General features: G+C 73.6%; 11 protein-coding genes. 8 read left to right on the forward strand and 3 right to left on the reverse strand.

Annotation, left to right across the window (positions count from 1 at the left end; all coding sequences use genetic code 11):
- Positions 1–59 precede the first annotated feature (59 nt).
- On the forward strand, positions 60–752 hold the full coding sequence (locus OG917_RS18320) for a DUF4255 domain-containing protein (RefSeq protein WP_328321989.1): 693 nt from the start codon (positions 60–62) through the stop codon (positions 750–752).
- On the forward strand, positions 749–2998 hold the full coding sequence (locus tag OG917_RS18325; protein ID WP_443058977.1) for an ATP-binding protein: 2250 nt from the start codon (positions 749–751) through the stop codon (positions 2996–2998). The genes OG917_RS18320 and OG917_RS18325 overlap by 4 nt, the downstream gene beginning before the upstream one ends.
- 128 nt (positions 2999–3126) lie before the next feature.
- Here the strand turns inward: OG917_RS18325 and OG917_RS18330 are convergent, their stop codons facing one another.
- Entirely contained in the window at positions 3127–4572 is a 1446-nt protein-coding gene (locus OG917_RS18330; RefSeq protein WP_328318684.1) for an RICIN domain-containing protein, read from the reverse strand.
- 505 nt (positions 4573–5077) lie between these two features.
- On the opposite strand from OG917_RS18330, the gene OG917_RS18335 reads away from it, so the two are divergent.
- From OG917_RS18335 to OG917_RS18350, 4 genes are all read left to right on the forward strand, one after another.
- Positions 5078–6673, forward strand: coding sequence for a phage tail sheath family protein (locus tag OG917_RS18335; protein WP_328318685.1), 1596 nt, complete (start codon positions 5078–5080; stop codon positions 6671–6673).
- Positions 6674–6849: 176 nt separating this feature from the next.
- On the forward strand, positions 6850–7293 hold the full coding sequence (locus OG917_RS18340) for a phage tail protein (RefSeq protein WP_327296311.1): 444 nt from the start codon (positions 6850–6852) through the stop codon (positions 7291–7293).
- Positions 7293–7769 carry a hypothetical protein gene (locus OG917_RS18345; protein WP_328318686.1) on the forward strand — a complete coding sequence of 159 codons (477 nt, stop codon included), beginning with the start codon at positions 7293–7295 and terminating at the stop codon, positions 7767–7769. The genes OG917_RS18340 and OG917_RS18345 overlap by 1 nt, the downstream gene beginning before the upstream one ends.
- Positions 7766–7924 (forward strand): DUF6760 family protein, encoded by a 159-nt coding sequence (locus tag OG917_RS18350; protein WP_328318687.1) that lies wholly within the window; start codon positions 7766–7768, stop codon positions 7922–7924. Before OG917_RS18345 ends, OG917_RS18350 begins: the two co-directional genes overlap by 4 nt.
- 1379 nt (positions 7925–9303) lie before the next feature.
- Here the strand turns inward: OG917_RS18350 and OG917_RS18355 are convergent.
- Both OG917_RS18355 and OG917_RS18360 read right to left on the reverse strand, forming a co-directional pair.
- Positions 9304–9822 (reverse strand): hypothetical protein, encoded by a 519-nt coding sequence (locus tag OG917_RS18355; RefSeq protein WP_328318688.1) that lies wholly within the window; start codon positions 9820–9822, stop codon positions 9304–9306.
- Positions 9823–10617: 795 nt separating this feature from the next.
- On the reverse strand, positions 10618–11067 hold the full coding sequence (locus OG917_RS18360; protein WP_328318689.1) for a hypothetical protein: 450 nt from the start codon (positions 11065–11067) through the stop codon (positions 10618–10620).
- Here OG917_RS18360 and OG917_RS18365 point away from each other — a divergent pair.
- Both OG917_RS18365 and OG917_RS18370 read left to right on the forward strand, forming a co-directional pair.
- Positions 11066–11602: a hypothetical protein gene (locus OG917_RS18365; RefSeq protein WP_328318690.1), complete on the forward strand. Its 537-nt coding sequence runs from the start codon at positions 11066–11068 to the stop codon at positions 11600–11602. The two genes, OG917_RS18360 and OG917_RS18365, sit on opposite strands and share 2 nt — an antisense overlap.
- A 136-nt stretch (positions 11603–11738) precedes the next feature.
- Positions 11739–12164 (forward strand): phage tail protein, encoded by a 426-nt coding sequence (locus tag OG917_RS18370; RefSeq protein ID WP_328318691.1) that lies wholly within the window; start codon positions 11739–11741, stop codon positions 12162–12164.
- Positions 12165–12166 lie beyond the last annotated feature (2 nt).

A 12166-nucleotide genomic window follows, 5' to 3' on the forward strand; every position in this document is an offset into this window, starting at 1 on the left:
GGACCCGCGACCCGGAGCGGGTGACGCCCGTGACACCGGCACCAGTGAAGGGCGCGACAGTGATCCACGAGGTGGACAAGGTCCTGAAGGGGCTGCTGACCGGCGGCGCCCTGGCCGGGACCGGGGTCGAGATCGCTTTCGAAGCGCCGACCCGCGACTGGGCGGCCCGTCGTAACGCACCGACGATCGACGCCTATCTGTACGACATCCGCGAGGACGTCAAGCGGCGTGAACGCGGCGCCATCGCGATCAAGGACGAACGCGGTGTGGTGCTGAAGCGGCGGCAGCCGCCGCGCTGGTTCCGGCTCTCGTACCTCATCACCGCCTGGACCAAGCAGCCCCAGGACGAGCACCGGATGCTCTCCGCCGTCCTGGCCACCTTGCTGCCGCGCGAGGTGCTCCCGCCCGAGGAGCTGACCGGGGCGCTGGCCGAGCTCGGGCTCACCGTGCCCATGACGATCGCCGGGCTGCAGACCGACGCGCGCTCCTTCGCCGAGATCTGGTCCGCGCTGGGCGGCGAGCTCAAGCCGTCGCTGGACCTGGTTGTGACCGCGCCCTTCCCGGCGTTCCCCGAGTACGAGGTCGGGCCGCCGGTCACCGAGGGCGCAGGGGTGCGGGTGCGCGGCACCGACGGCACCCTCGACGACTCACCCCAACGGGACCACCAGCCACGCCACTTCGCCCGGACCGGCGGGCGCCGGCGGCCCGGGGCCGCCGGCGGGGCGACGAGCACGGGAGCGCAGCCCGAGTGACCAGTGCAGCACCGGGCCTCGAACCCGGCCCCGGAGACCACGACTCCACGCCCCCGGACGCGGCGCTGCTCGCCCGGCTGGCGCTGCTGCGCGAGCGGGTCGCGGAGCTGGTGGAGCAGCGCAGCGCCACCGACCCGACCGCCGCAGACCCGCTGCGGGGGCTGTACCTGTCCGACGAGGCCGTACGGCATCTCCTGGTGTCCCGTGAGGGGGAGGAGCTGCCCGGTGCGGGGGCCGTTGACGTCCGGGGGCCCGGTGGGGCAGCCGCCCCGCCCGCAGGGGCTCCTGGCGGCACCGACCGGCTGCACCGTCTCACCTCACGGCTCGGACTCGGCCCGCTGGACGAGGCGATCCTGCTGCTGGCCCTCGCCCCCGACCTCGACCGCACCTTCGAGTCGTTGTACGGCTACCTCAACGACGACGTCAGCCGCCGCCGGGCCACCGTCGGGCCCGCCATCGAACTGTGCGGTCTGCCGGTGCACGACGCCCGCGCCCGCGCCCGGTTCCATCCGTCGGCCCCGCTGGTCGCGCTGGGCCTGGTACAGGTCGAGGAGGCCGAACGCCCGTTCCTCAGCCGCTCCTTGCGGGTGCCCGACCGGGTCACCGCACATCTGCTCGGCGACGACACCCCGGACGCCACGCTCGCCGGACAGGTCACGCTGCTGGCGCCCCGCGCCGTGGACTCCGAACCGGCCGGCGGCCCCCTCGTGAAGCGGCTGGCCGAACGGCTCACGGCCGGGCGGCTGACGGTCTACCTCCGCGAGACGCGGGAGGGCGACGGCCTCTTCTGCGCCACAGCCGCACTGGCCACAGCCGGTCTTGAGGCACTGCTCCTCACCCCGGGCGAGGGTCCGGGCGAGGGCGCTGCCGCCGCGGATCCGGCCGCTCCGGACCAGGCCCCGGCTCCGCAGGGAGCACCGGGTGTCCTCCCCGCCCTGCTGCGCGAGGCGCGGCTGCGCGGGTGTCCCATCGTGGTGGCGCCGGTCCCGGCGAAGCCCGAGCCGCTGCTGCGGGCGCTGATGTCGCAGGGCGCGGCGGACGTCGCCTCGGACGTCACTTCGGACATCGCCTATGGCAGCGAGGCGGGCGGCGGGAGCGGCGGGGGGCACGGCGTCCCGGCGGAGCGTTCGCCGTACGACGTCTCCGTGCTGATGGCCGGCGGGCGCCCCTACGATCCGCACTGGTGCGACGGGGACCCGCTGGTCCTCGAAGCCCCCCGGCAGCGCTCCGGTGACCTCGACGTGTGGTCGGCGGCGCTCGGACCGGCGGCAGAGCCGGATTCCCTCGGCTTCGATCTCGCGCCGGTCGTCGCTCCTTACCGGCTGGGCGGTGACCGTATCCGCCGCACCGCGCGCGCCGCGCTGGACCTCGCGGCCTTCGACGGCGGCGAACTGACCGCGGCGCACGTGCGGCTCGCCGCCCGGCAGCAGTCCGCTTCGGGGCTCGAACAGCATGCCCGCAGGATCCGGCCCGACGTGGGCTGGGACGACCTGGTGCTGCCGGAGAAGCCGCTGGCGCAGCTGCACGAACTGGCCCTGCGGGCACGCCACCGCGACCAGGTGCTCGGCGACTGGCGGCTGAGCGCCGGCGGCGGACGCGGCCGGGGCGCGCTGGCGCTCTTCGCGGGCGATTCAGGGACCGGCAAGACACTCTCGGCCGAGGTGGTCTCCGCCGAACTCGGCCTCGACCTCTATGTCGTGCAGCTCTCGTCGGTGGTCGACAAGTATGTCGGCGAGACCGAGAAGAACCTGGAACGGATCTTCACCGAGGCCGACCGCGCCGATGCCGTGCTGCTCTTCGACGAGGCGGACGCCGTCTTCGGCAAGCGGTCGGAGGTCACCAGCTCGAACGACCGTTACGCGAACCTGGAGAGCGCCTATCTGCTCCAGCGCCTGGAGTCCTTCGACGGCATCGTGCTGCTCACGACCAACCTGCGGGCCAACATCGACGAGGCGTTCACGAGGCGCCTGGACCTGATCGTCGACTTCCCGTTCCCCGATGCCGGGCAGCGGCTGGCGCTGTGGCGGCACAGCCTCGTGCATGTGCCGTGTGCGGAGGACATCGATCCGGGCCGCTGTGCCAAGGAGTTCGAGCTGGCGGGCGGTTCGATCCGCAGCGCCGTGGTCACCGCGGCGTACGCGGCGGCCGGCCGGGGATCGCCGGTCACCTCCGCCGACCTGCTGGCGGGCGCCAGGCGCGAGTACCGCAAGGCAGGGCGGCTGGTCCTGGACGACGGCGGCTGGTGAACGACGGGCGGCGGGTTCTCACCCGCCGCCCCTCTTCGCCTGCTCCCGCCCCTCTTCGCCTGTTCCCGCTCCTCTGCGCCTGTCCGCCGCTCAGGACCCCGCCCGGCTCCGGACGGGACAGGCCGGGGTCACGCGTTCTTGGGGATCGCGATGATGTCCCACTCGTGGTTGTTGTCGGTGGCGCCGCACTGCTGGATCGAGAGCTCGTTGTCGTCGTTGTCGCCCGGCTGGCCGTTCGGGCCGTTCTGCGTGGTGCTCAGGCAGAGGTCGTTGCTCGCGTAGTTGCGGATCAGGTAGTTGTCGTCCCGCTGCTTGTCGAGCCACCACAGCTGGTTGTCCTTCTTGGTGCCGTCGCAGGTGAACTCGGCGAGCCCGGTCCCGGCCGACCTGGCGGCGTAATCCCCCAGGTCCATGCAGAAGCGGTCCTTGATGTTGCGGATCTGGAAGAGGCTGGTGTGGTTCGGGGCGTCGTGCGTGTAGCGCACTTCCAGGTCCCAGATCTGGTTGTCCGCGTCCGTGGGGTTGCAGTCGTTCTGGATGACCCAGCCGTTGATCTGGCCCTTGTCCCTGCCGGGGAGTTCGGCGCAGAGCTTCGAGCCCGTGTTCTTGATCAGTACGTGCTTCTGGTTCGCGGGGTCGGCCGGCTTCTTCTTGGCGCCGCCCCCGCCGCCGCCTCCGCCGCCTCCTGCGCCGCCGCCGCTGCTGCCGGTGTCGGGGACGGGGGCTGACGGGGTGGGGGGCGGGACGCTCGCCGCGGGCGGTGGCAGCGTCGGTGTCGCGGAGGGTGCGGGGATCGCGACGCCGGCTTCCTGGGGCTTGGCGGTGGCACGGGTGGCGACCTGGGGCTTGTGGGTGAACCAGGCCATGATGAAGATGATCGCGATGGCCATGCACACCGCGAAGAAGGTGGCCAGCCAGCGGGGCAGGAACCCGCGCTGGACGTAGGTCCCGTCGACGTCGAGGGGCTTGGTGCCCGAGCGCTGGATCGCGAGGCGGTAGGGGCGGTCCTGCTTGCGGCCGAACCAGATGATCTGACGCGGGCGCAAAGTGGCCTTCACGAACGCGGCACGGCCGGGCTCGATCTGGACGTTGGCCGGGTGGACCTCGTACGAGAGCTGGTCGCCGTTCTCGCTGCCGTTGACCGAAGCGGTGAGCTTGGTGTTGCCGAGGTTGTCGATGGCCAGCTTGGGGCGCCCGCGGAAGCGGCCCTTGACGGTGTGCGGCACGAGCTCCGCGCGGATCTCGGAGAACGGCGTGATCGTGATGTTCCCCTCGGGCACCGTGGTCGCCTCGGGGTGCTCCGTGGGGATGACCTGGACGCCGTACGGGTTCGGCCCGGCGATGGCGTCGGGGGTACGCGGCGGGGCGAAGACGAGGTCCACGGTGCCGGTCGTGCCGGGGAAGAGGCGGATGGTCGGCGGTTCGACGGTCACGTACGGGGCGAGGTCACCGACGGGTACGCACCGGTACTCGTCCACGACGTCGCCCGTGTTGCGCAGCCGAAGCCGCACCGTGGCCGTACTGCCCGGGTCCACCGTGGTGGAAGCGGGCTCCAGAGAGGTCCAGATGCTCACGCGCCGGACACTAGCCACCACCATGACGCCATGTCACCAGGCTACGGGGCACACACACTGCCCCCGACGCCCAACCCACAATGCCCTTCGCGTCGTGCCCGGTCCGCGGGCGCGGCGGGCACGGGCACCGCGCGGCACACGCAGGCTACGCGAGCGGGCCCTCCAGGACCGTACGCCGTCCGCCCCGGTCTTCTCCTCCGGTTCCGGGGCGGTCGGACCGCGCCGGGTGACAACGCGGCATCCGGCTGTAATCTTCTGGCCGTTCACTCGGTGTCGCGCCGTCACCCGGCGGGCGGACCTGAGCAGGGGCCGGGGCGCGCGGAGACCGGTTGCGGGCACATCCGGGCAGCTCCGGGCAGGTGCGGGCCCGGGGGGCCGTGAGCGTCGGGCTGCCCATCGGGGCATGTTTCATGCCCTCGGATAGGTACGGGCGGACGTTTCGCCGCTGCCGTCGCTCTCGCAGGCTGGGCGAAGGTCGTGTCTCGTACCCCGAGGAGAGCTGAGCATGCCGTCTTACCTGTCACCAGGTGTGTACGTGGAGGAGGTGGCCAGCGGCTCCCGTCCGATAGAGGGGGTGGGCACCTCGGTCGCCGCCTTTGTCGGTCTCGCGCCCGTTGGGCCGCTGAATGAGCCGACACTGGTGACCAACTGGACCCAGTACGTCGCGTCGTTCGGTGAGTTCACCGACGGTTACTTCCTGGCGCACTCGGTCTACGGCTTCTTCAACAACGGCGGCTCGGCCGCCTATGTGGTCCGCGTCGGCGGAGTCCCCGGGGGAGTCCCCGGGGAGGAGGAGCACAACAGCCCCGCGGCCGTCACCGGCCGCCCCGCGCAGGCCGCACTGCCGCCGGGTGAGCCGAAGCAGCTGGGCACCTTCGCCGTGTCGGCGATCGCTCCCGGCGAGAGTGGCTCCATCAGCGTCGAGGTCGCGGACTCCGAGGGGCCCGCCGACCGCTTCAAGCTGGTCGTCAAGGACGGCGAGAAGGTCGCGGAGACCTTCGACGTGTCGGCCAAGAAGGGCAACCGCAACTACGTTGTCACGCAGGTCAAGGAGCGCTCGAAGCTGATCCTCCTGCAGGAGGACGCCGCTGCCGCGCAGGTCGCCAGGCCGGAGAACCAGACGGTCGCGCTCGCCGCGCCGCCCGCGGCCCCGGCCACGCCGGCCCCGGTCGAGCAGCAGCAGGCCGAGCAGGTGCGGATCGGCGACTACCTCGGCGACTCCGCCGACCGGACCGGCTTCGGCGGTCTTGAGGCGGTCGACGAGATCTCGATGGTCGCGGTCCCCGACCTGATGGCCGCCTACCAGCGCGGCGCCATCGACCTGGAGGCCGTCAAGGCCGTCCAGCTCGGCCTGATCGCGCACTGCGAGCTGATGGGCGACCGGCTGGCCGTCATCGACCCGCCGCCCGGGCTCAACGCCCGCCAGATCCGTGTCTGGCGCCAGGAGACCGCGGGTTACGACTCCAAGTACGCGGCCCTGTACTACCCGTGGATCAAGGTCTTCGACCCGGCGGGCGGCCAGACCAGGCTGATCCCGCCGAGCGGTCACGTCTCCGGTATCTGGGCCCGTAACGACTTCGAGCGCGGTGTGCACAAGGCGCCGGCCAACGAGGTCGTCCGCGGCGCCGTCGATCTGGAGATGCAGATCACCCGGGGCGAGCAGGACCTGCTCAACCCGCTGGGCATCAACTGCATCCGCGCCTTCCCCGGCCGCGGTATCCGGGTCTGGGGTGCGCGCACTCTCTCCTCCGACCCGGCCTGGCGCTACCTGAACGTCCGCCGGTACTTCAACTACCTTGAGGAGTCGATCCTCACCGGTACCCAGTGGGTCGTCTTCGAGCCGAACGACCAGGCCCTCTGGGCCCGGATCCGCCGGAACATCTCGGCCTTCATGGTGACGGAGTGGCGTAACGGCGCACTCTTCGGGGCCACCCCGGAGGATGCGTACTACGTGAAGTGCGACGCCGAGACCAACCCGCCGGAGTCGGTGGACCTCGGCCGGGTCATCTGCGAGATCGGTGTCTCACCGGTCAAGCCGGCCGAGTTCGTGATCTTCAGGCTGGCCCAGTTCTCCAGCGGTGGCGGAGAGTTGGAGGAGTAGCAGCGCGCCCCGGGTCCGGCGGCCAGAACCTGGCCGCCGGGCCCGGCCCGCGCCCCACCGGCGCCCGCCTCCCCCGGCCGTGACGGCTCGTGCGGGGGCAGGCACCGGTACCGGCACCACCGGCACCACCGACACCACCGACACCACGGACAGCGCGAACAGAAGGAACAGCGTCCATGAGCCTCATGCCCGGCGATTCGCTCACTTCACATAATTTCGGTCTTCAGATCGACGGCGTCATGGTCGAGTACCTCCAGGAGGTCAACGGCCTGGACATGACGCAGGACGTCATCGAGTTCCAGCAGGTCTCGTCGAACGGCCAGCCCATCACCAAGAAGCTGCCCGGCGTGAAGAAGGCCGGGGAGGCCACGGTCGTCCGCGGCATGACCCAGTCCAAGTCCTTCAACGACTGGATCAACGCCTCCGTACGCGGCGACATGGGTTCGGCCCGCAAGAACGCCAGCATCATCGTGATGGACTACCAGAACAGCCCGGTGAAGCGCTACCACCTCCGCAACGCCTGGTGCAGCAAGGTCTCGGCCAGCACCGTGAAGGCCGGCGAAGCGTCCGCCCTCACCGAGACCGTCACGATCACCTACGAAGAAATGATCATGGAGTAATGCGCAGGGGAGCAGTTGCCCAGCCCGCTCCGGCCGCCGCCGCGGTCACTCCCGAGGCGGCGGCTCCGGTCGCAGCTGTGGCCGAAGCGCCGCCCGCACGCCGTGAGTTGCGCACCGAGTTCGCCTTCGAGCTGCCGCGCGGCTACGTGGACGAGGCGGGAAACGTGCACCGCGAAGGTGTGATGCGCCTGGCCACCGCACGGGACGAACTGATCCCGCTGCGGGACATCCGGGTGCAGGAGAATCCCGCGTATCTGTCGGTCGTCCTGCTCGGCCGGGTCATCACCCGGCTGGGCAGCGTGGCCCACATGCACGACGGCGTGGTGGAGAACATGTTCGCCTCCGACCTCGCCTTCCTGCAGGACTTCTACCGTCAGGTCAATGCCGAGGGCCACACCAGGGCCGGGGTGACCTGTCCGCACTGTGAGCAGCCGTTCGAGGTCGAACTCGGCGGGAGCCGCCTGGGGGAATCGTGACGTACGCGACCGACCGTGTCCACGAGGAGATCGCGTACATCGCCTACCACTTCCACTGGAGCCTGGAGGACATCCTGGACCTCGAACACCGCGATCGGCGCCGGTACGCCGAGCAGATCGCCGAGCTCGTGACCCGCGCTTCGGCGGAGCGGTAAGGGGGCGGGGGCACCGTCATGGGATTCCTTGACCGGTTCCGGGGCCGTACCGACACAGGCCCGGACATCTCCGTCCGCGCCGCGACGGCACCCGCTGCCGCCCCGGCGCCCGCCGCGAACGCACCGGAGGCCAACGCACCGGATACGGCTGCGGCCCGCGGCTGGAACGGTCTGCCCGAGATCCAGCGGGCCACCGCCCGCTCCTCGGGGCACGCCGTGGCCACCGCGGACTTCGCCTCCCGGCTCGCCACCTGGCAGAACCCGTCCTTCTCCGGGTCGCTCTCGCACGCCGTGCTCGACGGCGCCCCCGGCGGGCTGCTGCGTGATGCCCTGACGCCCGCCGCCGCACCCTCCGGGGCCGGCTTCGGGCTGCCCGCGTTGTCGCTGCCGGTCGCGGTGGTCGACGACGACGCCGCTGTCCCGGACCAGGGCCCCGGCCCGTACGAGGGCTCCGGACTGCTGCCCGGCTCGCCCGTCCAGCGGGCGGTCGCCGCCGCGCGCCCGACGGGCCCCCGTGTCGCGCCGGTGCGGCACAGCCCGAGCCGCCGGGCCCCGCTGACCAGTTCGGCCGCGCCGGCCGCTGTGCAGCGGCGGATCCTGCCCGCGTCGGCCAGGCCGGCCCAGGCGGGTGAGCCTCCCGCCCGGGAGGCGGAATCTCCGGCTCCGGCCCTTTCCCCGCCGTCTCCCGGGCCCTCGGCCCCGGCCGGTGCTTCGGCCCCGCCCCGGTCTCCGGTGTCTCCTCCGGCTTCCGGCGCCCCGGCAACCGCCGCGTCCCGTGGAGCCGGTGGGCCCTCCGGGGCCGCTGTGCCTCCTGGGGGGCGCCCCGTGCAGCGGGCGAGTACCGCGGCCCCGGCCCCTGAGCCGGGAGCCACCGGACCCGCCCCCGCAGGAAGCACCGGGCGTACGGGGACGCCGGCCGCGGGGAACGCCGCAGGGCCCGGAGCCCCCGTACGGCGTCCCACGGGTACGCCTCAGGCCCCGGTCCGTCCTCCCGTGCAGCTGTCGAAGTCGCCTGCCCGTGGCGCCGGTCCGTCCGCTGCGCCGTCCGGCCCGGCCACCCGCCCCGCAGCGCCGTCGCGCGCTCCGGGTGCGGCGCCGAAGGCAGTCCAGGGCGCTCCCGCCTCGCCGGCGCCCCCGGCGCCCGGCCGACCCGGTGCGCCCGCGCCGGACCGCCCGGCCGCGTCACCTGCCGCCCCTGCGGAGTCGGCCGGGCCCGCTGCCGGTGGCACCGTCCAGCGGCGCACGACGTCGCAGAGCGCGTCAGGAAGCGCTGCGCCGGGGCCGGAGAGCGCGGCCGCGGAACGTGGCGCGGCGGAGCCCTCTGCCGCCCCGGCAGCAGGGAGTTCCACCGCAGCAAGCGCCGTACCGGAGAACGCCGTTCAGCGCCCCATGGCACCCGAGCGCGCCGTGCAGTCGCCGTCGGGCCAGGCGCCCGTCCAGCGTGCGGCAGCGCAGGCGCCGCCGGGCCGCGCCGGCGGCCTCGGTGCGCCGGTACGTGGCGCCGCGGCGGCCGGCCCGTCGGTGGCCGGTGCGCCGGTGCGCTCCAGCAGGATCGGCCCGCCCACCCCGGGCCCGGAGACCCCGCGTGCCACGCCGCCCGGGGGAGACCGGGCTCCGGGCGCCGGAACATCTCCGTCAGCCGCGGCGAGCGGCCCCCACACGGTTTCGCGCAGCGCGAGTCCGCCCACCACGAGTCCGGGCAGCACGACCTCCGGCAGCACGACCTCCGGCAGCGCGCGGACCGGCAGTGCGCAGAGCGGCGGCGCGGGGACCACGGGGACCGGGCCTTCCACGACCGGGCCGTCGGGTGGGGCGTCCTCGCCTTCGCCGCGGTCCACCCCCGCGACCCCGGCGCCGTCCTCGCCGGCGCCCGTCCAGAAGCGAACGACCGCAGCCACGACCGGCGCCGGGAGCGGGACTCCTTCCGTACCGCCCCCTCCCGCCCCCCGCCGCAGGCCACTTCTCGGTGCGCCGCTCGCCGGGCCGCCGACGGGGTCCCGGCCGGTCTCGGGTGAGCGAAAGGGGCCAACTCCGGTGCAGTCCAAGCCAGTCGGCACGCCGGCCGACAAGGCCGCCCCGGCGGCCGTACAGCGATCGGCCGCGTCATCGGCCGCTCCGGCGCCGAGGCGCCCGGGAGCCACGGACAGCGGGAGCGTGACGGGACCGGGTGCGACCGCGGTGCCCACGCCCGCAGCCGTGCCGCCGCCCCTGCCCCTGCCGGTGTCCGCCCCTGCCCCCACACCTGCGCCCGCGTCCACGCCCGTGCCCGGCGCCGCGGGCCCGGCCGGCCCCGGCAGCCCGGAGGGCCTGACCGGCCCGCCGGCTCCCGTACGGGAACGTGCCGACGCGTCCGCACCCGCCCCGGCCGCGTCCGCTCCGGCTGCGTCGGCTCCCGTGCAGCGTGCGCCCGCCGGGACGGCCCCCGTGGTGCCCCCGCGAGCCGCCTCCCCCGCACGCCCGCTCGCCTCGGCGCGCGCGGTACGGCCGCCGTTCCCGGCGACGGGTGAGGTGCAGCGGCGGAGCGCTCCGGAGGCGGTGGCGCTCCGCCCCCTCGCGGCCGGACCCGCGGCCCCGGCCGCCGCACCGGTGGCGGAGGGCCGCCCGGCCGGTGACACGGTGACCGGCCCGCGTTCCGCGGCGCCGGGTGCACCCCGGTCGGTGCAGCAGCCCGGTCGGCCCCCGGGAGCGGTGAGTCAACCGCCGCTGCCCGTGGCCCGCCCCTCCGGTTCGGGGGAACCGGTGGTCCAGCGCAGTGCCATGCCTTCCTCCGGCGCGGTGCGGACCGCACCGTTGCGGAGTGTTCCCGCCGCCCCGGCCGGGTCGGCCGCCGCCTCCCGTACGGCCCCGGTCGGGCCCCCCGCGGCGCCCTCGGCAGGGCTGCCGGGACCGGCGCCCGCGCCGCTCGTCACCGGTGGCCCGGCCGTCCAGCGGTCTGCCGCGGTTCCCGCGCCGGCGCCCCTCCAGCGGGCCTCCCTCCCCGCACCGGCTGCCGCCGGCGGGCCCGGCTCCGCGCGCCAGGACGGCGCACCGGTGCGGCGCGGGTCGGACGGCATCCGGTTCAGCGGTGTCGCCGAGGCGTTCCCCGGTCTGCCCGTGCAGCGTTCGGCCGTCGCTGCGCCGGGTGTGCCGCCGGTGACGCCCATGCCGCCGTCCCCTCTCACCGCGAGGAGCGTGCTGCCCGGGCCGGCGTCGTCCGCGCCGGCTGCCGCGGGGCGTCAGGACACCCCCGTGGTCGGTCTCTCCGCCGCCGGTGTCGCACCCGTACCCGCAGCGCTGCCGGTGCAGCGGGCGCCCGGCACCCCACCGTCGCAGGGGGCGAAGCCGCCCCAGCTGGTGAAGCCGTCCGTGCCCGCGGCCCCGCAGCTCTCGGTCGTCAACGTCACGTCGCAGAGCACCCAGGGCGGCGGGAACGGTGGTGGCGGCGCACCCCCGCCCCCGTACACCGAGCAGGCCGACAACCCGCCCCCGTACAGTGCGGTTCCGCAGAACGTGAACAACGGTCCGCGCTGTGACGGGTCCACCGAGGAGACCGGGAACAGATTCGACGCACGGGATCTCTCCGACGGTCAGGTCGACGAGCTCACCCACCGGTTGATCGGTCCGATCACCCGGCTGCTGAGGACGGAGTTGCGCATGGACCGTGAACGGATCGGCAGACTCCGGGACCCCCGGCGCTGACGCCGACCGCACCACCGACAATCGAAGCACCGAAGCACCGAAGCACCGAAGCACCGAAGCACCGAAGCACCGGCAGACCGCACCACCGCACCACCGCACCACGCGCACCGATCCGCAGGAAGGAAAGCCGCACCCGATGCCCCAGGACCAGGATCCCGGCTCCACCATCTTCTTCAGCCTGTCCATCGACGGAGAGAGCCTGGGCACGTTCAACGGCTGCGAAGGGCTCTCCTCCCAGGTGGAGATCGAGCAGCGGCAGGAGGGCGGCAACAACGGCTTCGTCTGGCAGCTCCCGTCCCGGGTCACCTTCTCCAACATCACGCTGACCCGTCCGCTCACCCCGGACACCTCCAAGGTCGCGGCCTGGATCTCCTCCATCACCACCGGGGTCACCCGGCCCACCGCACAGATCTCCGCCCTGCGGGCCGACGGTTCACTGGTCGCCCGCTGGGGACTGATCGATGTCCTGCCGGTGAGCTGGCGCGGTCCTTCGCTGAACCCGTCGAACCCGTCGGTGGCCAACGAGACCCTGGAGATCACCCACCACGGATTCACGGACTAGGG

Origin of the sequence: Streptomyces sp. NBC_00388, from assembly GCF_036061255.1 — a bacterium.
In the GTDB taxonomy this organism is placed as follows: domain Bacteria; phylum Actinomycetota; class Actinomycetes; order Streptomycetales; family Streptomycetaceae; genus Streptomyces.